Source organism: Pseudomonas sp. BN505 (genome assembly GCF_029873175.1).
GTDB classification, from domain to species: domain Bacteria; phylum Pseudomonadota; class Gammaproteobacteria; order Pseudomonadales; family Pseudomonadaceae; genus Aquipseudomonas; species Aquipseudomonas putida.
Genome location: NZ_SSOI01000015.1, coordinates 55238 through 79943 on the forward strand (window position 1 = coordinate 55238; position 24706 = coordinate 79943).

At 63.9% G+C, this 24706-nt stretch carries 22 protein-coding genes; 8 read left to right on the plus strand and 14 right to left on the minus strand.

Annotated features, from left to right (window positions below):
* The first annotated feature begins 2 nt into the window (after window positions 1–2).
* Both aroQ and E8E78_RS02700 read left to right on the plus strand, forming a co-directional pair.
* Entirely contained in the window at window positions 3–440 is a 438-nt protein-coding gene (gene aroQ, locus E8E78_RS02695) for a type II 3-dehydroquinate dehydratase (protein WP_049275419.1), read from the plus strand.
* Window positions 441–592: 152 nt separating this feature from the next.
* A complete protein-coding gene (locus E8E78_RS02700) occupies window positions 593–2005 on the plus strand; it encodes an MFS transporter (protein WP_049275420.1) in 1413 nt (470 codons plus the stop codon).
* A 26-nt stretch (window positions 2006–2031) separates the two neighbouring features.
* On the opposite strand, the gene E8E78_RS02705 is transcribed toward E8E78_RS02700, so the two are convergent.
* Window positions 2032–2805, minus strand: coding sequence for a LysR family transcriptional regulator (locus E8E78_RS02705; RefSeq protein WP_016500328.1), 774 nt, complete (start codon window positions 2803–2805; stop codon window positions 2032–2034).
* A gap of 122 nt (window positions 2806–2927) precedes the next feature.
* Between E8E78_RS02705 and E8E78_RS02710 the strand changes: the two genes are divergently transcribed.
* A complete protein-coding gene (locus E8E78_RS02710; RefSeq protein WP_041168078.1) occupies window positions 2928–3659 on the plus strand; it encodes an SDR family oxidoreductase in 732 nt (243 codons plus the stop codon).
* 174 nt (window positions 3660–3833) lie between these two features.
* Here E8E78_RS02710 and E8E78_RS02715 read toward each other — a convergent pair whose 3' ends face one another.
* The 3 genes from E8E78_RS02715 to E8E78_RS02725 all read right to left on the minus strand — a co-directional run bounded on the left by E8E78_RS02715 (window position 3834) and on the right by E8E78_RS02725 (window position 7123).
* Window positions 3834–5333 (minus strand): nucleobase:cation symporter-2 family protein, encoded by a 1500-nt coding sequence (locus E8E78_RS02715; RefSeq protein ID WP_059395045.1) that lies wholly within the window; start codon window positions 5331–5333, stop codon window positions 3834–3836.
* Window positions 5334–5454: 121 nt separating this feature from the next.
* The gene (locus E8E78_RS02720; RefSeq protein WP_041167777.1) at window positions 5455–6828 is read right to left on the minus strand and encodes an 8-oxoguanine deaminase; all 1374 of its coding nucleotides are present in this window, start codon (window positions 6826–6828) and stop codon (window positions 5455–5457) included.
* A gap of 112 nt (window positions 6829–6940) precedes the next feature.
* Window positions 6941–7123, minus strand: coding sequence for a hypothetical protein (locus E8E78_RS02725; protein ID WP_229609224.1), 183 nt, complete (start codon window positions 7121–7123; stop codon window positions 6941–6943).
* On the opposite strand from E8E78_RS02725, the gene E8E78_RS02730 reads away from it, so the two are divergent.
* A complete protein-coding gene (locus E8E78_RS02730) occupies window positions 7089–8234 on the plus strand; it encodes an MFS transporter (RefSeq protein WP_239669858.1) in 1146 nt (381 codons plus the stop codon). The two genes, E8E78_RS02725 and E8E78_RS02730, sit on opposite strands and share 35 nt — an antisense overlap.
* On the opposite strand, the gene E8E78_RS02735 is transcribed toward E8E78_RS02730, so the two are convergent.
* From E8E78_RS02735 to phnD, 8 genes are all read right to left on the minus strand, one after another.
* Window positions 8204–9139, minus strand: coding sequence for a LysR family transcriptional regulator (locus E8E78_RS02735; RefSeq protein ID WP_049274786.1), 936 nt, complete (start codon window positions 9137–9139; stop codon window positions 8204–8206). The two genes, E8E78_RS02730 and E8E78_RS02735, sit on opposite strands and share 31 nt — an antisense overlap.
* 169 nt (window positions 9140–9308) lie before the next feature.
* Window positions 9309–10136 (minus strand): phosphonoacetaldehyde hydrolase, encoded by an 828-nt coding sequence (gene phnX / locus E8E78_RS02740; RefSeq protein WP_049274787.1) that lies wholly within the window; start codon window positions 10134–10136, stop codon window positions 9309–9311.
* An 81-nt stretch (window positions 10137–10217) separates the two neighbouring features.
* Window positions 10218–11084, minus strand: coding sequence for a LysR substrate-binding domain-containing protein (locus E8E78_RS02745; protein ID WP_016500321.1), 867 nt, complete (start codon window positions 11082–11084; stop codon window positions 10218–10220).
* 42 nt (window positions 11085–11126) lie between these two features.
* Window positions 11127–12422, minus strand: coding sequence for an MFS transporter (locus E8E78_RS02750; protein ID WP_016500320.1), 1296 nt, complete (start codon window positions 12420–12422; stop codon window positions 11127–11129).
* Window positions 12423–12509: 87 nt separating this feature from the next.
* The gene (psrA, locus tag E8E78_RS02755) at window positions 12510–13598 is read right to left on the minus strand and encodes an iron-containing alcohol dehydrogenase PsrA (protein WP_049274813.1); all 1089 of its coding nucleotides are present in this window, start codon (window positions 13596–13598) and stop codon (window positions 12510–12512) included.
* Between the two features lie 194 nt (window positions 13599–13792).
* Window positions 13793–14611, minus strand: coding sequence for a phosphonate ABC transporter, permease protein PhnE (gene phnE / locus E8E78_RS02760; protein WP_049274790.1), 819 nt, complete (start codon window positions 14609–14611; stop codon window positions 13793–13795).
* Window positions 14608–15408 (minus strand): phosphonate ABC transporter ATP-binding protein, encoded by an 801-nt coding sequence (phnC, locus tag E8E78_RS02765; protein ID WP_016500317.1) that lies wholly within the window; start codon window positions 15406–15408, stop codon window positions 14608–14610. Before phnC ends, phnE begins: the two co-directional genes overlap by 4 nt.
* A complete protein-coding gene (phnD, locus tag E8E78_RS02770) occupies window positions 15405–16274 on the minus strand; it encodes a phosphonate ABC transporter substrate-binding protein (RefSeq protein WP_080983684.1) in 870 nt (289 codons plus the stop codon). Before phnD ends, phnC begins: the two co-directional genes overlap by 4 nt.
* 112 nt (window positions 16275–16386) lie before the next feature.
* On the opposite strand from phnD, the gene E8E78_RS02775 reads away from it, so the two are divergent.
* Window positions 16387–17253 (plus strand): LysR substrate-binding domain-containing protein, encoded by an 867-nt coding sequence (locus E8E78_RS02775; RefSeq protein WP_049274791.1) that lies wholly within the window; start codon window positions 16387–16389, stop codon window positions 17251–17253.
* Window positions 17254–17284: 31 nt separating this feature from the next.
* Here E8E78_RS02775 and E8E78_RS02780 read toward each other — a convergent pair whose 3' ends face one another.
* The gene (locus E8E78_RS02780) at window positions 17285–18865 is read right to left on the minus strand and encodes an aldehyde dehydrogenase (NADP(+)) (protein WP_280313953.1); all 1581 of its coding nucleotides are present in this window, start codon (window positions 18863–18865) and stop codon (window positions 17285–17287) included.
* 118 nt (window positions 18866–18983) lie between these two features.
* Complete coding sequence (locus E8E78_RS02785) at window positions 18984–20366, minus strand: APC family permease (protein ID WP_049274796.1); 1383 nt, start codon at window positions 20364–20366, stop codon at window positions 18984–18986.
* A 281-nt stretch (window positions 20367–20647) separates the two neighbouring features.
* Here E8E78_RS02785 and E8E78_RS02790 point away from each other — a divergent pair, with 281 nt between their 5' ends.
* The 3 genes from E8E78_RS02790 (at window position 20648) to E8E78_RS02800 (ending at window position 24605) form a co-directional block, all read left to right on the plus strand.
* Window positions 20648–21490, plus strand: coding sequence for a LuxR C-terminal-related transcriptional regulator (locus tag E8E78_RS02790; RefSeq protein WP_049274798.1), 843 nt, complete (start codon window positions 20648–20650; stop codon window positions 21488–21490).
* A gap of 42 nt (window positions 21491–21532) precedes the next feature.
* Window positions 21533–22915 (plus strand): aspartate aminotransferase family protein, encoded by a 1383-nt coding sequence (locus E8E78_RS02795; protein WP_028613596.1) that lies wholly within the window; start codon window positions 21533–21535, stop codon window positions 22913–22915.
* A 196-nt stretch (window positions 22916–23111) separates the two neighbouring features.
* Window positions 23112–24605: an aldehyde dehydrogenase gene (locus tag E8E78_RS02800; RefSeq protein WP_049274801.1), complete on the plus strand. Its 1494-nt coding sequence runs from the start codon at window positions 23112–23114 to the stop codon at window positions 24603–24605.
* Window positions 24606–24706 lie beyond the last annotated feature (101 nt).

The window sequence follows — 24706 nt, forward strand, 5'->3', positions numbered from 1 at the left end:
CCATGGCCGCCAATGTCCTGATGCTGCACGGCATCAACCACAACATGTTCGGCAAGCGCGACCCGCGCCAATACGGCTCCGCGACCCTGGCCGACATTGATCAGGCCTTGAAGGCGCTGGGAGAAGAGCTGGGGGCGAGGGTCGAGAGCTTCCAGACCAACTTCGAAGGTGCCCTGTGCGAACGTATCCATCAGGCCGTTGAGGACCGGGTGGATGCGGTGCTGATCAATGCCGGGGCGTGGACCCATTACAGCTATGGCATTCGTGACGCATTGGCCATTCTCGAAGCGCCGGTGGTTGAAGTACATATGTCCAACATCCATGCTAGGGAGCCGTTCCGACATCATTCGGTATTTGCCGAAGTGGTGCGCGGGCAGATCTGCGGGTTTGGCGTCGAGACTTACCTGCTCGCATTGCGTGCGGCCATGCGCATGCTCTAAGCCCTGACACCGACCTCTGTGGGAGCGGGCGAGCCCGCGAACACCGGCAAAGCCGGTGCCATGCAACGTGGTGGCTGCTTCGCGGGCATGCCCGCTCCCACAAAGGCTGCACAAGGCCCATGACTGATTACCAACCAAAAGGACCCGTAACCTTGGCCAGTCTGGCAGCAACCAACACCCCCCGCCAAGCCACCTGCATCGCCTTGCTGGTCGCTATCACCTTCTTCATGGAAAACCTCGACGCCACCGTGATTGCCACGGCCTTGCCGCAAATGGCCAGTGACTTCGGTGAAAGCGCTGTCAGCCTGAACATCGGCATCAGTGCCTACTTGCTGGCAGTTGCGGTGTTCATTCCGCTCAGTGGCTGGGTGGCCGACCGCTTCGGACCGCGACAGGTATTTGCCGGGGCCATCGGCCTGTTCACCGTGGCGTCGTTGCTGTGCGGCATGGCCCCGACCCTGGAAACCTTCGTCGCCGCCCGGGTGCTTCAGGGCATTGGCGGTGCCCTGATGGTACCGGTGGGCCGGCTGGTGGTGCTGCGCACGACCGAGAAGAAGGACCTGGTGAACATGCTTGCAGTGATCACTTGGCCCGGCCTGGTGGCGCCAGTATTGGGCCCGCCACTCGGCGGCCTGATCGTCACGCATTGGTCGTGGCCCTGGATCTTCTACCTGAACATCCCCCTCGGGTTGCTGGCCATTGCGGCTGCGTGGGTGCTGATTCCGAATGCGCGGTCAGATGAAAAACGCCGTTTCGACACGCTGGGGTTCGTTTTCCTGGCATCGTCTTGTGCAGCGTGGCTGGTCGGTCTGGAAATGCTTGGCTCGCTGGCGGGTGGCAGCTTGGGCGCCGGGCTGGGACTGGTGTCGCTGGGCGGCTTGCTGACCTGGTTGGCAATTCGCCATTGCCGGCGTCATGCTTCGCCGCTATTGCCACTGGATACCCTGTCTATTCCCACGTTCAGGGTCAGCATCGTGGGGGGAACGTTGTTCCGCCTGTCGATCAGCGCCTTGCCGTTCCTGATCCCGTTGCTGCTGCAGATTGGTTTCGGCTTGTCGCCAGTGGATGCCGGGCTGCTGGTGCTGGCGATCTTCGCCGGCAACCTGGCGATGAAGCCGTTTACCACCGGGTTGCTGCGCCGCTATGGTTTCCGCCGCGTGTTGCTGGTCAACGGGCTGATTGGGGTTGGTTGCATTCTGGCCTGCCTGGGCTTGCAGCAAGGCATGCCGTGGTACTGGATGGCCGTGGTGTTGTTCGTTGGCGGGCTTTCGCGCTCGATGCAGTTCACCACGTACAACGCTGTCGGTTTTGCCGATGTGCCCAAGCAGCAGATGGGCGAGGCTTCGACGCTGTTCAGCATGTGCTTCCAGCTGGCGATGGCGTTGGGTGTGGCGGTGGTGGCACTGCTGTTGCGCGTGGCGATGATGGTGCGGGGCGGCGAAGGCGAGATGACAGTCAGCGACTTCCACTGGGCGTTGATTGGCGTTGCGTTGATTGCCTGCGTGGCGTTGGCAGATGCCATGCGCTTGCCGAGCAATGCCGGGGAACAAGTGCTGCGTACCTGAGACCATGGGCCTGCTTCGCACCCCATTCAACCCTGCAACGTATCGCGTAGCTTGACAACGCCAGCAAGCGCCAGCGCCTGGGCCGAGTAGCACAGGCCGATGCGCCGGCGAAGGTCAAGCTGTGGCAGGGGCTCGATGCGCACGCCGGGGTGCTCGGTGGCCAGCGATTCTGGCACGATCGCGGCACCTAGCCCCGCCGTAACCAGCTCCAGGGCCAGGGTAAAGGTGTCTGCCTCTGCCACCAGAATACCGCTGTAGAAAGGTTGCAGGCGCTGATGGCTGGGCTGTGACGGGCAGGTGATCCAGCGCGCTTCGGTGGTTGCCTGCTGCGCAATCGCCAGCACGAACGGGTCGCTGTGCAGCGGCAAAAACAACTCATCCTCACAGCGCAGTTCTTCGCTGGCCAGGCGCACCGCGCCCATGCAGCCGGTCGCCAGTTGCAAGCGCACCGGGGGCTGCATGGCAGCGGCTGCCAGTACAACCTTGCCCAGTACCGCCGCACTCACATCCTGCTCCACGCCGATCTGCAACGGCGCACGCTCACGATCACCCTTGAAGCGGCCGAGCAGGCGATTGGCGTCGGCGACCATGCGCTGCGCTTCGGGGTAGAGCGCGCGGGCATCCTCGGTCACCTCGACGCCGCGGGCCTGGCGCACGAACAGCGTGGTGCCCAAGGCCTGCTCCAGTGCCCGGATGCTGCCGGAAAGCGCCGGTTGGCTAAGGTGTATCGAACGCGCGGCGGCAGTAATGTTGCGCTCTTCGAACACGGCGATGAAGGCGCGAAGCTGACGATAATCCATGGGTTACCCATAAGTAATGCCGATGGCTGCGAAAAGAATTTCCCATTTTTCGCAAGAAAAACCAGCTTCTATACTCGCTCTACTTCTTACCCATAGGCAAATCGGATAACAGTATGGTGACCATGACCAACACCCTTAAACCTTTGGTAGTCATTACCGGTGCCAGCTCCGGTATCGGCCTGGCCACCGCCAAGCTGCTGTCCAGCCGTGGCCACGCCCTGTTGCTGCTGTCCCGGCGCCTGGCGCCGATGGAGCAACTGCAGCTGCCCAATACGCTGGCACTGGCGGTCGATATCACCGACCGCGCTGCCGTGCTGGCAGCCGTCGCCGAGGGCGAAGCACGGTTTGGCCCGGTGGACGCGATCATCAACAATGCTGGGGTGATGCTGCTGGGCAGTATCGCCACCCAGGACCCGGAGCAGTGGGACCGCATGCTCGACGTGAACGTGCGCGGCCTGCTCAACGGCATTCATGCGGTCGCCAGCGGTATGGTCGAGCGCAGGCAGGGCACCATCATCAACGTCAGTTCCGTGGCCGGGCGCAAGGCCTTCCCCAACCATGTCGCCTACGTCGGCACCAAGTTTGCTGTTACCGGCCTGTCGGAAAACCTGCGAGAAGAGCTGGCACCGAGCAATGTGCGGGTGATCACCATCGAGCCGGGTGCAGTCGATACCGAATTGCTCAGCCACACGACCGATGCCGCCATCAAGGCGGGCTACAACGACTGGAAGCAGGAGATGGGTGGGGTGCTCACGGCCGAGACCATTGCCGAGACCATCGGCTTTGCCTATGGCCAGCCGCAGTCCGTGTGCATCCGCGAAATCGTGGTGTGCGCTACTCGCCAGCAGCAGTAAGCCAGGGCCCGCGGTCTGTCGCCGTTGTTGTGGGAGCGGCCTTGTGTCGCGATAGGGCTGCGCAGCAGCCCCACAAGTTCAGCGACGCGGCATAGATTGCCGGGGCCGCTTTGCGGCCCTATCGCGACACAAGGCCGCTCCCACAGGGTGCACGTCAGCCTTGGTGAGTAAGTGTCAGTGCATAGCAGGCACCTTGGCCGGTTTCAAATGCCCCTCATCAGGCTCCATGATCGGAACCTCGTTGCCATCGCGGTCATACAGCTTGCCATCACGGAACACATCACCTTCATTCAGCCCGGCGATATCCCGGTAGCGCAGGGTGCGTTCGCTGGCGGCGACGAACACCGACTGCTGGTCGGAGTTGCCGGCGCGCAGGTGGTTGAACAGCAGGTTGAGCAGAATCGCCATGATCGCCGCCGAGCTGATGCCGGAGTGGAAAATGGTCTCGAACCAGGTCGGGAAGTGGTGGTAGAAGCCCGGCGCCGCAATCGGGATCATGCCAAAGCCGATCGAGGTGGCGACAATGATCAGGTTCATGTTGTTGCGGTAGTCCACCTGGGCCAGGGTGCGGATGCCGCTGGCCGCGACCGTGCCGAACAGCACCAGCCCGGCACCGCCAAGCACGGCAGTAGGCACCGCGGCGACCAGCCTGCCCATCACCGGCAGCAGCCCCAGCGTGACCAGGATCAGGCCGGCGCTGGCCACCACGTAGCGGCTCTTCACCCCGGTCACGGCGACCAGGCCGACGTTCTGCGCAAAGGCACTTTGCGTGAACGAGCCGAACAACGGCGCCAGGGCGCTGGAGATCATGTCGGCACGCAGGCCATTGCCCAGGCGCTTGGAGTCGACCGGTGTGCCGATGATTTCACCCACGGCAAGGATGTCTGCCGAAGTCTCGACCATGGTCACCACGATGACGATAAGCATCGACAGGATCGCCGCCACCTGGAACTGCGGTGCGCCGAAGTGCAGCACCTCGGGCATGGCCACCCACGGCCCCTGCAGCGCCTGGGAGAAATCGGCCATGCCGGTGGCCATCGCTGCCAGCGTGCCGATCACGATAGCCAGCAGGATCGACAGGCGCGACAGGCTGGCACTGCCCAGCTTGCTCAGCAGCAATACTGAGGCCAGGGTGAACGCCGCCAGGCCAATGTTCGCCGGGCTGCCAAAATCAGCGGCCTGGCTGTTCCCGCCCATGGCCCAGCGCGCGGTAACCGGCATCAGGGTCAGGCCGATGGTGGTGATGACGATGCCTGTCACCAAGGGCGGGAAGTACTTGATGATGCGCGAGAACAGCGGGGTGATCAGCAGGCCGACCAGTGACGACACGATCACTGCGCCGAACACCACCTGCATGCCGCCAGTGCCGTCATTGCCGATGATCGCAACCATGGTGGCGACGCTGGCAAAGGAAACCCCCTGCACCAGCGGCAAGCGGCAACCGAAGAAGGGAATGCCCAAGGTCTGCAGCAATGTTGCCAGGCCCCCTGCGAACAGCGAGGCGGCAATCAGCAGGCCGACATCGCCAGCGCTGAGGCCTGCGGCCTGGCCGATGATCAGCGGTACGGCGATCATGCCGCCGTACATGGTCAGTACATGTTGCAGGCCATAGGCCAGGTTGGCGCCCACGCCGAGGTTCTCGTCTTCCGGACGAGGTGAAGCGGGAGAAGTCATGGTGAGTAGCTCGCTTTGTTATTTTATGCGTCTAACAGCACGGTCTCAGTCGCATTCGTTGAGTTTTGAATGGGAGGTGTGGGCTACTGCAACCGGCCTTGGCCGCAGCAGCCCGGGTCCATCAGTTGCCGCTGACCAGCTGGTGTGCCAACTGGTTGTGGCGCTCCAGCACGCGTGGCAGGTCGACGGTGGCCAGCTGGCCGTCCTTCACCACGACGCGGCCGTTGATCACGCTGGTGTGCACCTGGGTCGGGGTGCAGAACACCAGTGCCGCCAGCGGGTCGTGGTGGCCACCGGCATAGGCGACGTGGCCGAGGTCGAAGGCGACGAAGTCGGCGACCATGCCCGGGGCAAGGGCGCCGATGTCATTGCGGTTGAGCACCTTGGCGCCGCCTAGGGTGGCGATTTCCAGTGCTTCGCGGGCGGTCATGGCGTCGGGGCCGAAGCCTACCCGCTGCAGCAGCAGGGCCTGGCGCACTTCACCGATCATGCTGGCGCCGTCGTTGGAGGCAGAGCCGTCGACCCCAAGGCCGACCGGTACGCCGTGGTCGCGCATCTTGCGTATCGGGGCAATGCCCGAGGCCAGGCGCATGTTCGAGCATGGGCAGTGGGCGACGCCGGTGCCGGTGCGGGCGAACAGCTCGATGCCGTGCTGGTCGAGCTGCACACAGTGGGCATGCCATACGTCGTGGCCGACCCAGCCGAGGTCCTCGGCGTACTCGGCAGGGGTCATGCCAAACTTCTCGCGGCTGTAGGCGATGTCGTTGACGTTCTCGGCCAGGTGGGTGTGCAGCGACACCCCGTACTGGCGCGCCAGCACGGCGGCTTCACGCATCAGGTCGCGGCTGACCGAGAAGGGCGAGCACGGCGCTACCACGATGCGGCGCATCGAGCCGTGGCTGGCATCGTGGTAATCCTCGATCAGGCGCTGGGACTCCTTGAGGATGTCAGCTTCCTTTTCCACCACCGAATCAGGCGGCAGGCCGCCCTGGCTCTGGCCGACGCTCATGCTGCCGCGCGCGGCGTGGAAGCGCATGCCGATCTCGGCGGCGGCGTGGATGCTGTCGTCGAGCTTGCAGCCGTTGGGGTAGATGTACAGGTGGTCGCTGGAGGTGGTGCAGCCCGACAGGATCAGTTCGGCCATGGCGGTCTGGGTCGACACCGCGATCATTTCGGGGGTGAGGCGTGCCCAGATCGGGTACAGGTTGGTCAGCCAGTTGAACAGCTCGCCGTCCTGGGCTGCCGGCACCACGCGGGTGAGGCTCTGGTACATGTGGTGGTGGGTGTTGACCAGGCCTGGGATGACCACTTTGCCGGCCATGTCGAGGATGACGTCGGCCTGTTGTGGCAGGGTATCGGTGGGGCCGACTTGTTTGATCAGGTTGTCTTCGATGTACAGCCCGCCGTTCTTGATCTCGCGGCGTTGGCCGTCCATGGTGACCAGAAGTGCAGCGTTTTTGACGAGGAGGGTTTTCTTACCGGTTGCAGATAACATGGCTTAAGCCCGTTGCAATACGCCTTGGCGATTACCGAGGTCGTAGGCGAGGGATAATGTAATCAGGAACCCTGTAAGTTGTATACACTCAAGTGCTATTGATGATTTTGCTTCATTCAATTCGTGAAAAATAACCAGAAATAGGAATTTTATTTATCAATAGACTGGCAGGATCTTTTCTGGAGCCTGTTTTGATGTCTGCTTTTGAACCCCGCCTTGGGGCTACTCCCACTGGCCGTACTGCTGCAATCAGCGTCGCGGTGCTTGCCTTTTCGGCCTTTTTGATCGTGACCACTGAATTCCTGATTGTCGGCTTGTTGCCCGCGCTCAGCCAGGACCTTGGGGTATCCATTTCGATGGCGGGCCAGTTGGTCACGCTGTTTGCCTTTACTGTGATGCTTGCCGGCCCGTTCTTGACGGCGGCATTGGCGCACCTGGACCGCAAGCGTTTATTCATCACCATTCTGCTGGTATTTGCCGCAGCCAATGCATTGGCTGCGGCCTCGACCAGTTTCTGGGTGCTGGCCATTGCGCGGGTCGTCCCGGCACTGGCGTTGCCGGTGTTCTGGGGCACGGCCAGTGAAACGGCCGGCCAGTTGGCCGGGCCCGATAAAGCAGGGCAAGCCATTTCCAGGGTGTACCTGGGCATCTCGGCGGCGATGTTGCTGGGTATTCCGTTGGGCACCGTGGCGTCCAATGCCGTGAGTTGGCGTGGCGCATTCTGGATACTGGCCGCGCTAGCATTGCTGATGGCGCTGGCCATGTGGGTGTGGATGCCGCACGTTGCCCGCGCGGCAAAAGTCGACTTCATGCAGCAGGCACGCATTTTCAAGGAGCGCTATTTCCTTGCCAATGTCCTGCTTTCGGTGGTGGTGTTCACCGCGATGTTCACAGGCTACAGCTACCTGGCCGAGCTGCTGCAGCGGGTCGCGGGTGTACCACCCGCGCATACTGGTTGGTGGCTGATGGGCTTTGGCGCAGTGGGCCTGCTCGGCAACTGGATCGGTGGACGGGTCGTGGACCGTTCACCGCTCAGGGCGACGGCGCTGTTTCTGCTGTTGCTGGCCATCGGCATGGTGGCGATCGTGCCGCTGGCCCATGCAGGCCTGGTGTTCTGCCTGGCACTGGGGGTGTGGGGTGTGGCCAACACCGCGCTATACCCCATCAGCCAGGTACGGGTGATGGGGTCTGTGACACATGCCCAGGCTTTGGCCGGTAGCACCAATGTGTCGGCGGCCAATGCGGGCATTGGCCTGGGCGCCGTCCTCGGTGGCTTGACCATCCCTGGCCTGGGTATCGAATACCTGGGCTACGTAGCCGCAGGCGTGGCCGTGGTGGCGCTGGGGCTTGTGCCGCTGGTCGGCGGCCTCGCGCGTCAGCGCGCATCGCTGGCCCGGGTACCATGAGGCGCCAACCGGGGCAGCAGGTAGTCGAGCAGGGCGCGGACCTTGGGTAGCCCCTCGCGGCTTTTGAGCCACACCAGATTCATTGGCAGGCCGTCGGTGGCCAGCGCGGGCAACACTTCGACCAGCCGCCCTTGATCGAGGTGTTGCTGGGTCAGCCAGGTCGGTAGCTGGCCGATACCATGACCGGCCAGCACTGCTGCAACTTCACCTTCACCGTCCCCCACCGCGATGCGGGGTTGGACGCTGCGTCGTTCCATTTCGCCAGGTTGGCGGCCCTTGAACAGCCAGGGGCTGACCATGCCATCGGTATGGCCATAGCCGACGCAGTGGTGGTATTCCAGGTCGCGTTCGTCTTGTGGCACGCCGTACTTTTCCAGGTAGGCGGGTGCGGCACAGAACATCAGGCGCTGGGCACCGAAGTACTGGTGGCCAAGTGCGGCCGGCCAGGCATCCGGGCCACCGATTCGCACCACGATGTCGATACCTTCGTGCACCGGGTCGACAAAACGGTCGGAGAAAGACACGTGCGGTTGCAGCAATGGGTGCAGGCGGATGAAGTCCAGAATCAAGGGCAGCACATGCAGGCGGCCGTAGGAGGCTGGCAGTTCTATCCGGACCTTGCCATGGGGTTCGTTGTCGCTGGCGACCAGTGCGTGCTCGACCTCTTCCAGGTCGGCCAGGACCGAGGTGCAGGTACGGTAGAAGATGACGCCAGCCTCGCTGAGCGACAAGGTGCGTGTGGTGCGGTTGAATAGCCTTGCGCCCAGGCGGGCCTCCAGCCTGGCCACGCTCTTGCTGATGGCCGAGCTGGTGAGGTTGAGCCGCTCTGCGGCTGCCGTGAAGCTGCCCAGATCAGCGACGGCAACGAATACGTCGATGCCTTTAAGGCGTTCGGAGGAGTACATGGCTGGCCTTGTTGATGAATTGGGTTCCATTGTCAGTGCAGCATATTGAATGCTGACAAGGGCATTTCATCAATGGCGTATGTGTGTATCAGCCCTTCGCGCAGAAGCGGGTTTGCCCGCGAAACGGATAACGCGTTGTTCGCGGACAAACCAGGCCATGCCGTCAGGTTCAACAGCCTTGCGGCATTTCTCCACGCGCCAGGCGGGCATTGATATCGGCGATGACGCCAGGCAGTTCGGCGATGGTGTCGATCAGGTAATGCGGTCGCGCACCTTCGAACAGGCTGCCAATGCGCCGGCGTTGCTGTTCCAGTTCCGCTTCGGGCAGGGCCTTGTATTGCTCGTAGGTCAGCCCGAGAGCGTTGCCTGAGCACGTCAGGGCCACGGTCCACATTCCCGCGCTGCGGCCCTCGAGAATGCCCGGCCAAGTGTCGTCGACCTTGACGCAAGCCGCTACATCGCTGACCCCCAGGGCAATCACGTTGGCCAGTGCCTGCGCGGGGTAGGGGCGACCATTCGGTACCTCATCGGTCGCCACCACGTGGTCGGCGCTGTAGCCGTTGCTCAAGGCCAGGGCCACCACCTTTTCCATCACCACTGCAGGGTAGCCTGAGCAGGAGCCGATTTTCAGCCCTTGCCGGCGCAACTGGGCGATGACTTCCAGGGCCCCGGGAATCAGCGCCGAATGGTCGGCGATCTTCTCGATTTGCAAGGGCATGAAGCGCTCGTAGATGGCTGTTACATCATCGTCGCTTGGCATATGGCCGAATGCGGCCTGGTAGCGCGCAGCAATGGCGGGCACATCGCACAGGGTGCGTATATGGTCCCACTTGCCCATGCCCATGGGCCCGCGGGCTTCCTCCAGGCTGACCTGCACGCCGAACTCGGCAAAGGCCTCGACGAAGATCTGGGTGGGGGCGAACGAGCCGAAATCCACCACGGTGCCGGCCCAGTCAAGAATGGCGGCCTGCAGTTGCTTGGGGTGCTGATAGTGCATGGCAAAGCTCCAGTGGGTAAAAACTCAGGGTGAGCGCGGCCCGCCCGACGCATTGGCAGGCTCGCTGTAGTCAGTGGTGCATCAGTGCGCGCTGAGCGCGTCGAACAGTTCGGCAATGATCGCCCGGTTACGGCGGATGCCCAGGCAGCACAGGTAGTAACTGATGTGGAACGGGTCTTCGATAAACGCGACAGAACGCGTGCCGGGCCGGTCGGCATACTCCACCGCCGAGACAAAGCCCACGCCGATGCCGTGTACCACCGCATGCACAATCGCTTCGCGGCTGTTCAACTGCATCGCGCAGTCCAGTGAAACGCCATGCCGGCGGCAGCCTTCCTCCACAAGCTGGCGGGTGCGCGATGCCGCCTCGCGCAGCACCACGCGCTGACCGGCAATGTCCTTTACGCTGACACTCGTCTGCCCGGCCCAGGGATGGTCGTCGCGCACCACCGCCAGAATCGGGCAGGTACGGTACAGCCGGGTGTTCAGGCGCTGGTCGAACTCCGACAGGGCGAGGATGGCCAAGTCGATGTCGAAGTTGTACAGCCGCTCCAGTGTCCCGGCTTCGCTGCTGAACGAGGTTTCCAGTTCGATCTGCGGGTAGCGCTGCATCAGCTCGTACGTCAGGCTCATGGCGATCGGCGGCGACACCGCGCCGATGCGCAGCATGCCTTGCTTGCGTTGCTGGAAGCTGTGCAGCAGTTGCAACGCTTCGTCCTCCTGGCCGAACAGGCCCTGGGTAATTTCGTAGAGCTGGTGGCCTGCCGGGCTCAGCTCGATGAAGCGCCCGCGGCGGTGGAGCAGTTCCACGCAAAAGCGTTTTTCCAGGCCGCTGACCTGCTCGCTGACAGTCGGCTGGCCGATGCTCAGCAGCTCGGCGGCCTGGGTGAAACTGCCGGTCCGCGCCACGGCATGGAAGGAGCGCAACCACTTGTGGTACTGGTACATGACACCTCTCTGGCAATGGCACGGACGACATGGCAGGCAACCTCAGCGGCGCACGAACAGGGCCACCAGGGCACTGCAGGCGCAGGCTGTGGTGACCACGACGAAGATCAGCGACGTATTGCCGGTGGTATCGAGCATACGTCCGATCAGCGGCTCCGCCAGCCCGGCGAACAGGTATGAGGCGAAATTCATGATTCCTGTGGCGGTGCCGGCCCGGCGGGCGCCAACCAGGTCCGGGCACAACGCCCAGAAGCTCGATGCAGGGCCATAGACAAAGAAACCGCAGAGGAACAGCGCCAGCAGGCCGACCGCGCTGTGTGCCGGCAGGCTCCACATCCACAGGCTGGTGAGCGCGCCCAACACCATGTACAGCATGATTGCCTTGTAGCGCTTGCTGCCGAACAGCTTGTCCGACACCCAGCCGTTGCTCAGCGCGCCCACGGCCATGCCCACCGGCAAGGCGATGGTGATCCACTTCGGGTCGATGAAACTGTCGCCTTTCTGCCAGTTGGCACCCAGGAAATGCACCGGTACCCAGACGATCAGCCCGTAGCGCGCAGCGTTCTGGAAGCCCAGCGACACTGCGGCCACCAGCAGGCGCGGGTTTTTCAGAACGGCAAGGTAACGCTGGCGCGAGGTTTCTTCGCCACCCTGGGTGGCCGCGTTGGCGCTGTCTTCGGCGTTGGCTACGCCGGTGTCGTCCAGCGCGGGGTAGCCCATGTCCTGCGGGCGTTCCCGGGCAACCAGGTAAAAAACGATGCCACCGGCCAGCATCAGCAGCACCGGCAGGCGGAAGATCCACCGCCACTCCAGGTGCAGTACATCAATCACCACTACCGAGGTGACGTACGACAGCACCGAAGCGCAGCCGGCGGCGAACACATAGAAGCCATAAACCTTGCCGCGCTCGGCAGCGCCCCACCAGTTTGACAGCAAGCGGCTGCCGGGCGCCCAGCCCAGGGCCTGGAAGTAGCCGTTGACGCCCCACGGCAGGATCAGGCTGAGAAAACCGCCAGCAAAGCTGGTGACCCAGTTGGCGCCGCACGACAGCACGGCGCCGATGCTCATGATGCGCCGGCCGCCGAACTTGTCGGCGAGGTTGCCATTGATGGCCTGGCCAATGGCATACATCCACAGCATGGCGGTGGAGGCCCAGCCGAGGGTTTCCTTGCTCAGGCCGAACTCGGCCTGGATCCCGGGTATGGCGAAACCGAAAGTTTGGCGCCCGGTGTAGAAGAACAGGTAGCAGAACATCGCGGCCAGCAGCATGCGCCATTGCGCGAGGCGAAACGGCATGGTGCTGGGCAGCGCGCCAGTCAGGGTTTGTGCACGGTTCATGACGGTTTCCTTTTGTTCTCTGGCGCCGGCCCAAGGGGCACGGCGAGTCGGCACTCTTGAAAGGTGCTACAGGAAAAACGCGGGATGTCAGGCGGCTTGAGCGCCGATGAAGTTGCGCCCACGGGCGCCCTGCATGGCGGCGTCGATCATCGCCTGGGCCTCGGCGGCTGTCACGCCGTAGTCTGCGAATTCGGTGCGCACGCCCAGCTGATGGAGAAATGCTCGCAAGCGCTGTTGGGCCGCTGCCAGGTCGCGGCCGAAGGCCTTCTGCAGGATCTGGTCACGCCCGGCATCACGGCCCCAGGCCAGGCCCAGCACCAGCGGCAGGGTGAACGAGCAGGCGATACCGTGGGGCAGGCCGTGGCGCAAGGTCATTTCGTAGGAAATGGAGTGGGCCAGGGCAGTCTTGGTGTTGGAAAAGGCCAGCCCGGCCTTCAGTGCAGCCAACGCCATGCGTGCCCGCAGCTCGCGGTTGCCCAGGTCCTGCTGCAGGCGTGGCAGGCAGTCGAGGATGTCGTCGATGGCCGACAGCGCGAAGGTATCGGAGAGCGGATTGGCGTTGTGGTTCCAGATCGATTCCAGCGCGTGGGACAAGGCATCCAGCCCGGTGGATACCGTCACTCCGCCCGGCACGCTGAGCATCAGTTCCGGGTCGATAAGCGCCACGCTGGGCCAGGTACAGCTCAGGTGCAGCGAGTACTTCTTCTGCTGGCCCGCGTCCCACAAGGTGGCCCATGGCGTCACCTCGCTGCCGGTGCCTGCCGTAGTCGGCGCGGCCACCAGCGTCTTGTGTCGGGCCGGGGAAAACGGTTTGCCGCTGGCCAGCAGCTCAAGCAGTTCATCGAAGTGGCCAGAAGCGGTACCGACGATCAACGCCTTTGCGGTATCGATGGCGCTGCCACCGCCCAGCGCCAGCACCGTATCGCAGTCGCCGTGCTGTGCCCAGAACGCTTCATGCACACCGCGCAGCCAGGCGACATCGGGATTGGGTTGCACGTTGTCGATCACGCACACCAGTCGCTCGCCCAGCAGGCTGCGTACCCGCGCAACCAGGCCGAGCTGTTCGGCCTCGGGGAAGGTGACCAGGGCGACTTTGCCGGGGCAGTGTCGGGCGATCTGGTCCAGGCTGCCACCGCCGAAAACGGTGGTGACCGGGTTGTGGAAGCAGGCAGGCATGGGCAGTTCCTTATTGTTGTTGGAAGGTGCAGCCATGCTCGTCGGCTGGCGGGTTTCGATCCAATCGATTGATTGCAGGCTGCTATCGGCTGAGCCGATACCGGATACAAAGTGCATGGGCTTGAACTCCAGGCATGCTCTGCCCGTCGCGCGCCCAGCGGGCGCACGTGGCAAGGGGTTAAATGGGCGGCGAATCAGTGGCGGGCGTTGCCCTGAATGGCATGCCGCAGGCGGTTGGAGATGAGGTCGGCAAGCACCACCATCACAGTGATTACCAGGATGCAGGTGGCGGTTTCCTGGTACTTGAACAGCTTCAGGCTGCTGACCAGCTCGAAGCCCAGGCCACCTGCACCGACCATGCCCAGCACCGTGGCCGAACGCAGGTTCACCTCGAAGCGGTACAGCACCACGGCGATCCAGGCGGTGATCACTTGCGGCAGCACGCCGAAGGCGATCACCTGCAGTGGCCGCGCACCGGTGGCCCGCAGCGCTTCAATGGGCCCCTGGTCGATTTCCTCGATGCTTTCGGCAAAGAACTTGCCGAGCATGCCCACGCCATGCAGCGCCAGGGCCAGCACGCCTGGGAAGGGCCCCAGCCCTACCGCCGAGACGAACACCAAGGCCAGGATCAGCTCGTTGATGCTGCGGATCACGTTCAGCAGCTGCCGGGTGGCCTGGTACAGCCAGCGGTTGCCATGCAGGTTGCGCGCGGCCAGAAAGCCCAGCGGCACGGCGAGAACGATCCCCAGCAGGGTGCCCCATAGCGCGATTTGCACGGTTTCCAGGGCCGGGCGCCACAGACTGGGCATTATGCTCAGGTCTGGCGGTAGCGAGCGGCCAAGGAAGTCGCCGATCTGTGGCAGCCCGTTGGCCAGTTCGCCCCAGCTCAGCTGTGCCCCTTCGGCGCTCCACTGCAGCACCAGAACGATCGCCAGCAACAGCGCGCCAGTGCCCAGCCAGCTGCGGGCGCGAGTGGGTGTGTTGACCAGCCATTGGTGGCTCTGCGGGTTCATGCCGAGGCTCCTGTGCCAGTGGCCAGCATTGGCCGTGGTGCAGCCATTGCCTGCCCGGGCTCATTGGCAGAGGGGGTGTGATAGATGCGCTGCAGCGCGGCTTCGTCGAGCTGACCGGGTGGGCCGTCGAACACCAGGCGCCCGTTGGCCAGGCCGACGATGCGGTCGGCGAATGCCCGCGCCAGTTCCACCTGGTGCAGGTTGCACACGACGGTGATGCCGAGGGTGCGGCTGGCTTCGCGCAGGTACTGCATGACCACATGCGCGGTGTTCGGGTCGAGGCTGGCCACCGGTTCGTCGGCCAGGATCACCTGTGGTCGCTGGGCCAGCGCACGGGCGATACCCACCCGCTGCATCTGCCCGCCAGACAGCGCATCGGTGCGCGACCCGGCCTTGTGCTCCAGCTCGACCCGGCGCAGGCAATCACGCGCCAGGGCCACGTCGTCGCGGCGAAACAGCTGTAGCAGCGAAGCAAGGGTGCTGCAGTGGCCGAGACGGCCGGTCAGCACGTTCTTCAGCACCGACAGCCGCGCGACCACGTTGTGATGCTGGAAGATCATCGCTACCTGCCGGCGCAGTGCGCGTTGGTCGGCTGCACGCATGGCGTTTACCCCGGCCACCTGCAACTCGCCGGTGTCGGCCTGGGCCAGCCGGTTCATGCAGCGCAGCAGGGTCGACTTGCCGGCGCCGGACTGGCCGAGGATCACCACGAATTCACCGGCCTGAACATCCAGGTCGATGCCGCGCAGTACCGGGTTGTCGGCGTAGCCCTTGGTCAGCTGGCGGATACGGATCATTTCAGGCTCCGCAGGTCGAGGTCGAGCACTTTGGCGGTGTCACGAACCACGTTGTAGGCCGCGTCGGTGGTCGGCTGGAAGCCATTGAGCATGCCCTGATCGCCCCATGGCACGTCCTTGATCCCGGCAAACGCGGTGCGCAGCCTGGCCTGCAGTTCGGGGTCGAGGTTGTTGCGCCAGACCATCGGTGATTCGGGAATGTCCGGGGAGGTCCACACCACGTGGAAGTCCTGCTGCTGAACCTGTCCGTTGTTCACAGCCCCGGCCAGGATACGGTCGGCCACGGCCGCTGCATCAACCTTGCGGTTTTCCACGGCAAGAATGCTGGCATCGTGCGAGCCGGAGAAGATCACCCGTGAGAACAGGGTTTTCGGGTCATGGCCAGCGTGCTCGAGGCCGGCCTTGGGGAACAGATGGCCGGAGGCCGAGCTGGGGTCGACGAAGGCGAAGGTGTGGCCCTTGAGGTCGTCGAGCGTTCGAATGCCGCTGTCCTGACGGGCGATAATCAGGCTGTGGTAGGCGCTGCCGGCAGTCTTTTTGGTCACCGCCACGGCAAACGCTTCGGCACCGGCGATCTGGTTGGCCAGTACGTAGGAAAACGGGCCGAGATAGGCCACGTCCAGCTTGCCGGCGCGCAGGGCTTCGATTACACCGTTGTAGTCAGTAGCGACGAATGGCTTGACCGGCATGCCCAGGCGCGCTTGCAACTGGTCGAGCACCTGCTGGCTGCTCTTGATCATGGCCTGGGAGTCTTCCGACGGGATCAGGCCGACGGTCAGCACCTGCTGTGCCTGCACGGCGGGGGCAAGCAGCAGCGGCAGCAGGGCGAGGCGGGCACAGCGCAACAGTTTCGGGAAGGGTGTCATGGCAATACCGGAGTGGTTGTTGTCGGTAACGCCAAAGCTAGGGCTGTCATGTGACAGTCACAGCATCAATTCAATATCCGTTTGGCCAGCCAACCATTCAAAGGATCTATGGATGTCTACCGCTCGCCTGCGCACTTTCCTTGCCGTGGCCCGGCACGCCAGCTTCAGCGCCGGGGCCAGGGCCATCGGCCTCAGCCAGCCGACCGCGACCAACCAGATCCAGGGGTTGGAACGCGAATTTGATGTCGAGCTGTTTCACCGCCGCGGTCGGCGCATCGAGCTGACCGCAGTTGGCCGCGCCTTGCTGCCCATTGCCCAGCAGATGTCGATGCTCGAAGCCGAGGCGACCAGCCTGCTGCGCGACAGTGGCCAGCTAAACCGTGGTGAGCTGAAGATCGGTGCAGTGGGGCCGTTTCATGTGATCGAAATGGTCGACCGCTATCGGCAAGCGTACCCCCAGATCGACGTGTCCATCCGCGTGGGCAACTCGGCGTCAGTGCTGGCCGATCTGCAGGGCTATGTGACCGACATCGGTGTGTTGGCGGGGCTGCACCATGATCCGGCGTTTGTCGCACAACGTTATGCCAGGCACCCTGTGATCCTGTTCGCCCGCGCCGATCACCCTTTTGCCCGCCACGATCAGGTGCCGCTGCAAGCCCTGCAGGGGCAGCCGTTGCTGCGCCGTGAGCAGGGTTCGACTACGCGGCTGGCGCTGGACAATGCGCTGGAAGCGGCGCAGGTAACACCGCGCATCGCCATGGAAATCGGCAGCCGCGAGGCGCTGCGCGAGGCGGTGATCCGTGGCATCGGCATCGGCGCGGTGTCCGAGGCGGAATACATTGGCGACCCGTGCCTGAAGGTGATCCGCATTGCGCAGGACCCGGTGTACACGGAGACTTACCTGTATTGCCTGGCTGATCGGCAGAGCAGCCAGGTAATTGCGTCTTTCCAACGTTGCCTGCAAGCCTGGCACGGCTAAGCTGCACCGTGCCTGCTCAACATGCGCCGTATCACACGGCGTCGCGGCTGTTCACGCCATCGAGCAACCGCGCAATCCCCAGCGGGTTAGCGTTTTTCAATGCATCCGGCAGCAGTGCATCGGGGTAGTTCTGGAAGCACACCGGGCGCAGGAAGCGGTCGATGGCCAAGGTGCCGACCGAGGTGCCGCGTGCGTCGGAGGTGGCCGGGTAAGGCCCGCCATGCACCATTGCATCGGAAACCTCCACACCGGTCGGGTAGCCGTTGAGCAGCAGGCGCCCGGCCTTGCGCTCCAGCAACGGCACGAGCGAGGCGAAGGCGCGTAGGTCATCAGGCTCGGCAATCAGCGTGGCGGTCAGTTGCCCTTGCAGGTGGCGCAGCGCTTCGGCCAGTTGCTCGGCGTCGGCCACCTCCACCACTACGGTGGTCGGGCCGAATACTTCTTCCTGCAGCAGCGGGTCGCCGTTCAGCAGCAGGCCTACGTCTGCCTTGAACAGCTGTGGCTGGGCCTGGTTGCCGGTGTGTGGCTGCCCGGCCAGGTGCTGGATACCCGGGTGCGCCAGCAGGTGCTGCACACCGTTCTGGTAGCTGCGCAGGGTACCGGCGTTCAGCATGGTCTGCGGGCCCTGGTCGGCCATGTGTGCCACCAGCGTTTGCACGAAATGCTCGAATTGCGGCGACTGGATGCCCGCCACCAGGCCAGGGTTGGTGCAGAACTGGCCGCAACCCATCACCACCGAGGCAGCCAGTTCGCCGGCTACCTGCTCGCCACGGGCTTGCAGCGCCTGGGGCAGGACGATCACCGGATTGATGCTGCTCATTTCGGCAAATACGGGGATTGGCTGCGGGCGTGCCGCCGCCATGTCGCACAGGGCGCGGCCACCGCGCAGCGAGCCGGTGAAACCGACCGCCTGGATGGCCGGGTGCTTGACCAGCGCTTCGCCCACGCCGGCACCGTAGATCAGGTTGAAAACACCCGCCGGCATACCGCTGCTGGCCACCGCGCGGTCAATGGCGCCAGCCACATGGGCGGCAGTAAGCATGTGCCCGCTGTGGGCCTTGAACACCACCGGGCAGCCAGCGGCCAGCGCCGAGGCGGTGTCCCCGCCAGCAGTGGAGAAGGCCAGCGGGAAGTTGCTGGCACCGAACACGGCCACCGGGCCGACGCCGATGCGGTACTGGCGCAGGTCCGGACGCGGCAGCGGGGTACGCTGGGGCAGGGCACGGTCGATGCGCGCGGCGTAGAAGTCGCCTCGGCGCACCACCTCGGCAAACAGGCGCAGCTGGTTGCTGGTACGGCTGCGTTCGCCACGGATGCGGGCTTCGGGCAGCGCGGTTTCGCGCATCACATGCTGGATGAAGTCGTCACCCAGTGCGTCCAGCTCGTTGGCAATGGCGTCGAGGAAAGCGGCACGCTGGGCCGGGCTGGTGCTGCGGTAGGCGGGATAGGCGGCGTCGGCGGCCTGCACGGCAGCCTCTACTTCGTCGCCGGTCGCCTGGTGGAAGGCGTAAGGCAGCGGCTCCCCGGTGTGGGCGTCGACGCTGTTCAGCAGCACGTCACCGTTGCCGCTGAGTTGGCCGGCGATATGGTTCAGGCGATGTTCGATGGACATTTCGTTTCCCGTTGGCAATGACAGTCGTTGCACGGGGACTGTAGGGGGCGAACGGGGGGCTGAATAATGATTAATGCGGATCGGGTGATAACGACCAGTTATCACCCAGCGTGTAGCGTCACTCCGCCATCTGCAATTCCGGCAGCTTCACCCGAAACGCGCGGGTCAGCCCCATCAGCACCACCAGGCCCATGCCCATCCAGCACAGGCCGATGGTGAACGACAGGCTGGTCAGGCTGCTCCACAGCCATAGCGTGCTGAGAAAGCCCAGGCCTGGGATGGCGCCGTACAGCAGGTAGTTGCGGCCACCGCGCAGTTTCTGGTCGACAAGGTAGTGCTTGACCACCGCCAGGTTCACCGCCGAAAAGGCGAACAGCGCGCCAAAGCTGATCATGTTGGCCACGGTGTCGAGGGTGATCACCAGGGCGATCAGCGACAGCAGGCTGACCACCAGGATGGCAGTGGCTGGCACGCGTTTTTTCGTCACCAGTTGGCCGAACGGCCGCGGCAACGCGCCGTCGCGGCCCATGGCGAACAGCACGCGCGACACGCTGGCCTGGGACACCATGGCCGAGGCGAAGCAGCCGGCCACGTAGGTGGCAGTGAAGGCCGTTACCAGCAGTTCGCCGCCGACACGGCGCATCACATCCACCGAGGCCGAATCCGGGTCGGCGAAGCTGCCCCAGTCGGGGAACACCATCTGCGCGCAGTACGACACCACCAGAAACAGCAAGCCGCCGATCAGCGAAACCGCCAGGATCGCCACCGGAATACGGTAGGTCGGGTTGGTCGTTTCTTCGGCCATGGTCGAGACGGCATCAAACCCCAGGAAGGACAGGCACAGCACGGCAGCGCCGGTCATGATCAGCGGCACGCTGAAGCCTTCGTGATGGAAGGGGGCGAGTAGCGACACCGGCTCCGCGTGCCCGCTGAGCTTGAGCACGGACAGGGCGACGAAGACGATGATGAACACCAGTTGCACCACTACCAGGATCCAGTTGACCCGGGTGATGGACTCGATGCCGATCAGGTTGAGGAAGGTGACCAGGGCAATTGAGCCTGCCACCCACACCCAGGCGTGGATAGCCGGGAAGTATTCCGACATGTAGATGCCGATCAGCAGGTAGCTGAGCAGCGGCAGGAAGATGTAGTCGAGCAGCAGTGTCCAGCCGGTAATAAAACCGATGTGGCTGCCGAAGGCCTTGCGCGTATAGGTGTAGACCGAGCCGGAGTAGGGGTGGGCCTGAACCATGCGGCCGTAGCTGTAGCCAGTCAGCAGCATGGCGGCGAGGGTGAGCAGGTAGGCGGTGGGCAGGTGCCCTTTGGTCATTCGGGTGACCAGCCCGTAGGTGGTGAATACGGCCAGGGGCACCATGTAGGCCAGGCCGAACAGGACCAGGGCAGTCAGCCCCATGGACTTGCGGAAGCGGCCGGTGTTGGCGCAGGGATGCGCGGCGGTGTCATGTGAGGGGCTATGGGCTGTACTTGTTGTTGTATGCATTGCTAACTCCTGGAAGGGGATGCAAGACACCGCGGTACGCGAGCTGGCTCGTTACCGGTGGGTGAAGTGCAAGGAGGTCGAGCGGAAGGCTCGCAGCGCTGGGGCGGGTTGATGCTCCCACACCCTGCAGGTACCCGGAATCACCCTTTGGGGTGAGCGGGTACAGCCTTGCCCGGCTCACCCCAAAGGGTGATTTCGGCGTCAGCGGTGGCGTGGGAGTATCTGGTCAACAACGCACCGCACTGGCGGCGGTGCCACTGAATAGAAACGGCAGGCCCACAGTGACTAATCAATTGCTTTCAGAACAGTGGTTCGAGCACCTGGCCAAGGTCACCGAGGCAATCGGCCGACCGGGCTTTGCCGCTAACCTGTTTGCCGCACTTGGCGTTATCCGGCCGATCCAGGCGACCACGGTGTACCTGTACCCGCACGACGGCATGCCTTGTGCGCTGTTCGAGCAGGACGACAAGGCGCCCTGGCAGCCTGAGGGCAATGTCAGCCGCTACTTGTCCGGCTTCTACCTGCTCGACCCGTTCTACGGTGCCTGTGTGGAGCAGGTAGCGTCGGGGTGCTATGGGTTGTTCGAAGTGGCACCCGACCATTTCGAGGTCAGCGAGTATTACCAGTCGTTCTACCGGCACTCGCACCTGGAGGATGAGCTCAACTACATCCTGCAGGTTGCGCCGGGGCAGAGCCTGGCGGTGTCGCTGGCGTTCACCGACAAGCTGGATGCACACACCCGCGAGCTGTACGGGCGCATCACGCCTTGGGTGCTGGCGGTGCTGAGCAAGCACTTCGCCGGGCTGGACAGCCGCGCCGCGCGCTTCGAGAACATCCTCGAACAACGCATCCACGCCGCGCTGAACAACTTCGGCAGCTCGCTGCTGACCGAGCGTGAATGCCGTATCGCCCAGTTGATCCTGCGTGGCCACTCGACCAAGTCGCTGGCCGAGCGCCTGGGGGTGTCGGAAGACACCATCAAGTCGCACCGCAAGAACGTCTACGCCAAGCTCGACATCGGTACCCAGTCCGAGCTGTTTTCCCTGTTCATCGACGCGCTGGCCAATGCCCAGGGCGTGCTGGGCAAGGACCCGCTGGAAAGCTACATGGGCAAGCTGCGCTGAGCGCCGGCCACCCTGCAACCCCACCGCAAAGGAAAACCAACAATGAATGCGCCTTTCGCCCCGCAACGCCAGACCCGCGACTACCAGGCAGCCGATGCCGCGCACCATATCCATGCCTTCCTCGACCAGAAGGCGCTGAATGCCGAAGGGCCGAGGGTGATCGTCGGTGGCGAACGCCTGCACCTGTGGGACAGCGAGGGCAAGCGCTACCTGGATGGCATGTCTGGCCTGTGGTGCACCCAGCTCGGCTACGGGCGCCGCGACCTGACTGTCGCTGCCGCCACGCAGATGGACCAGCTGGCGTACTACAACATGTTTTTCCACACCACCCACCCGGCGGTGATCGAACTGTCCGAGCTGCTGTTCAGCCTGCTGCCCGGCCACTACAGCCACGCGATCTACACCAACTCCGGCTCTGAAGCCAACGAAGTGTTGATCCGTACCGTACGCCGCTACTGGCAAGTGGTCGGGCAGCCGAACAAGAAGGTCATGATTGGCCGCTGGAACGGTTACCACGGCTCGACCCTGGCGGCCACGGCGCTGGGCGGCATGAAGTTCATGCACGAAATGGGCGGGCTGATCCCGGATGTGGCGCACATCGACGAACCGTACTGGTACGCCGAGGGTGGCGAGCTGACCCCGGCCGAGTTCGGCCGCCGCTGCGCCTTGCAGCTGGAGGAAAAAATCCTCGAACTGGGCGCCGAGAACGTTGCCGGCTTTATCGCCGAGCCGTTCCAGGGCGCAGGCGGCATGATCTTCCCGCCGGAAAGCTACTGGCCGGAAATCCAGCGCATCTGCCGCCAGTACGACGTGCTGTTGTGCGCCGATGAGGTGATTGGTGGCTTTGGCCGCACCGGCGAGTGGTTTGCCCATGAATACTTCGGATTCGAGCCCGACACCCTGTCGATCGCCAAGGGCCTGACCAGCGGCTATGTGCCCATGGGTGGCCTGGTGCTGAGCAAGCGCATTGCCGAGGCGCTGGTGGAACGTGGCGGGGTGTTTGCCCACGGCCTGACCTATTCCGGCCACCCGGTGGCGGCGGCGGTGGCGATTGCCAACCTGAAGGCGCTGCGCGACGAAGGCATCGTCACCCAGGTGAAGGATGACACCGGGCCGTACCTGCAGCGCATCCTGCGCGAGGTGTTCGCCGACCACCCGTTGATCGGCCAGGTGCAGGGCGCCGGGTTGGTAGCAGCGTTGCAGTTCGCCGAGCACAAGCCGACGCGCAAACGCTTCGCCAACGAGAACGACCTGGCCTGGCAATGCCGCACTTTTGGTTTCGAGGAAGGCGTGATCATTCGCTCGACCCTGGGCCGGATGATCATGGCACCGGCCTTGATCGCCAACCACAGCGAGCTGGATGAGCTGGTAGAGAAAACCCGCATTGCCGTGGACCGCACCGCTCGGTTGGTTGGCAAGCTCTAAGCCGTTACCAAGGGCAACCGGTTTCCCCTGTGGGAGCGGGCATGCCCGCGAACACCGGCGAAGCCGGTGCCATCCTTCGTGTCGCCTGATTCGCGGGCGCGCCCGCTCCCACAGAGGAGGCGCGGCGCGCTTGCGGACTGTGTGGTACCTGTTACTTCCGCAAAAATGATCGCCACTGCGGTCGCCTGGAGTACAAATGTACACCCTCGAATTCTGGCAACAACGCGCCTCGGACCTGTACCTGCCATCCCAGGCGCTGATCAACGGCAAACCCGTCAACGCACAGGATGGCGCCACGTTCGCCGCCATCAACCCCGCAACCAACACCGTACTGGCCCAGGTCGCTGCCTGCGGCCAGGCCGAGGTCGACCTTGCCGTGGTCAGCGCACGTCGGGCCTTCGAACAAGGCCCCTGGCCGCGCATGGCCTCAGGCGAGCGCAAGAAGGTGCTGCTGCGCCTGGCCGAGCTGATCATGGCCCATCGCGAAGAACTGGCAGTGCTTGACTCGCTGAACATGGGCAAGCCGGTGATGGACGCCTACAACATCGACGTGCCGGGCTCGGCCCATGTGTTCGCCTGGTACGGCGAGGCGCTGGACAAGCTGTATGACCAGGTGGCGCCCACTGCTGCCAATGCGCTGGCTACCATCACCCGCGAAGCCCTCGGCGTGGTCGCTGCCGTGGTGCCATGGAACTTCCCGCTCGACATGGCCGCCTGGAAGCTCGCCCCGGCGCTGGCTGCCGGTAACAGCGTGGTGCTCAAACCTGCTGAACAATCACCGTTCTCGGCCCTGCGCCTGGCCCAGCTGGCGCTGGAAGCCGGTGTGCCGGAAGGCGTGCTGAACGTGGTGCCTGGCTTGGGCGAGCAGGCTGGGCAGGCGCTGGGCCTGCACCCGGATGTGGATTGCCTGGTGTTCACCGGCTCCACCCAGGTGGGCAAGTACTTCATGCAGTACTCGGCGCAGTCCAACCTCAAGCAGGTGTGGCTGGAGTGTGGCGGCAAGAGCCCCAACCTGGTGTTCGAAAACTGCCAGGACCTGGACCTGGCGGCGGAAAAGGCCGCATTCGGTATTTTCTTCAACCAGGGCGAGGTGTGTTCGGCCAACTCGCGGCTGTACGTGCAGCGCTCCATCCATGACGAGTTTGTCGAGCGCCTGCAAGCCAAAGCCCGCCAGTGGTTGCCGGGCAACCCGCTGGACCCGGCGAGTCGTGCTGGTGCTATTGTCGATGCCGAACAAACCGGCCGCATCGAAGCCGCCATTGTGCACGCCGGGCAAGAGGGCGCACGGTTGGTGTGTGGCGGTCGGCGCCTGACCATCGATGGGTCGGACAACTACATCGAGCCGACCATTTTTGCCGGTGTCCATGGCCGCATGAGCCTGGCGCGGGAGGAAGTGTTCGGGCCGGTGCTGGCAATCAGCGCCTTCGACACGGAAGAAGAGGCGGTGCGCCTGGCCAACGACAGTATCTATGGCCTGGCGGCTTCGGTGTGGAGCGATGACTTCAACCAGGTGCACCGGGTAGCGCGGGCGTTGAAAGCCGGTACCGTGTCTGTGAATACAGTCGACGCGCTGGATGTGACGGTGCCTTTCGGCGGTGGCAAGCAGTCGGGGTTCGGGCGCGACCTGTCGTTGCATTCGTTCGATAAGTATTCGCAGCTCAAGACCACTTGGTACCAGCTGCGCGGCTGATATCACCACCCATTACCGCGTCACATTCTTCGCGGGTAAACCCGCTCCCACAGGTATCGCACTGCACCTGAGGCCGGTGCAGTACCTGTGGGAGCGGGTTC

Excerpts from the sequence above, each read along its gene's own strand:
- aroQ (WP_049275419.1), top strand. The coding sequence starts at position 3 with ATGGCCGCCAATGTCCTGATGCTGCACGGCATCAACCACAACATGTTC.
- E8E78_RS02705 (WP_016500328.1), bottom strand. The coding sequence starts at position 2,805 with ATGGATTATCGTCAGCTTCGCGCCTTCATCGCCGTGTTCGAAGAGCGC.
- E8E78_RS02710 (WP_041168078.1), top strand. The coding sequence starts at position 2,928 with ATGACCAACACCCTTAAACCTTTGGTAGTCATTACCGGTGCCAGCTCC.
- E8E78_RS02715 (WP_059395045.1), bottom strand. The coding sequence starts at position 5,333 with ATGACTTCTCCCGCTTCACCTCGTCCGGAAGACGAGAACCTCGGCGTG.
- E8E78_RS02720 (WP_041167777.1), bottom strand. The coding sequence starts at position 6,828 with ATGTTATCTGCAACCGGTAAGAAAACCCTCCTCGTCAAAAACGCTGCA.
- E8E78_RS02735 (WP_049274786.1), bottom strand. The coding sequence starts at position 9,139 with ATGTACTCCTCCGAACGCCTTAAAGGCATCGACGTATTCGTTGCCGTC.
- phnX (WP_049274787.1), bottom strand. The coding sequence starts at position 10,136 with ATGCACTATCAGCACCCCAAGCAACTGCAGGCCGCCATTCTTGACTGG.
- E8E78_RS02745 (WP_016500321.1), bottom strand. The coding sequence starts at position 11,084 with ATGTACCAGTACCACAAGTGGTTGCGCTCCTTCCATGCCGTGGCGCGG.
- E8E78_RS02750 (WP_016500320.1), bottom strand. The coding sequence starts at position 12,422 with ATGAACCGTGCACAAACCCTGACTGGCGCGCTGCCCAGCACCATGCCG.
- psrA (WP_049274813.1), bottom strand. The coding sequence starts at position 13,598 with ATGCCTGCCTGCTTCCACAACCCGGTCACCACCGTTTTCGGCGGTGGC.
- phnE (WP_049274790.1), bottom strand. The coding sequence starts at position 14,611 with ATGAACCCGCAGAGCCACCAATGGCTGGTCAACACACCCACTCGCGCC.
- phnC (WP_016500317.1), bottom strand. The coding sequence starts at position 15,408 with ATGATCCGTATCCGCCAGCTGACCAAGGGCTACGCCGACAACCCGGTA.
- phnD (WP_080983684.1), bottom strand. The coding sequence starts at position 16,274 with ATGACACCCTTCCCGAAACTGTTGCGCTGTGCCCGCCTCGCCCTGCTG.
- E8E78_RS02775 (WP_049274791.1), top strand. The coding sequence starts at position 16,387 with ATGTCTACCGCTCGCCTGCGCACTTTCCTTGCCGTGGCCCGGCACGCC.
- E8E78_RS02780 (WP_280313953.1), bottom strand. The coding sequence starts at position 18,865 with ATGTCCATCGAACATCGCCTGAACCATATCGCCGGCCAACTCAGCGGC.
- E8E78_RS02785 (WP_049274796.1), bottom strand. The coding sequence starts at position 20,366 with ATGCATACAACAACAAGTACAGCCCATAGCCCCTCACATGACACCGCC.
- E8E78_RS02795 (WP_028613596.1), top strand. The coding sequence starts at position 21,533 with ATGAATGCGCCTTTCGCCCCGCAACGCCAGACCCGCGACTACCAGGCA.
- E8E78_RS02800 (WP_049274801.1), top strand. The coding sequence starts at position 23,112 with ATGTACACCCTCGAATTCTGGCAACAACGCGCCTCGGACCTGTACCTG.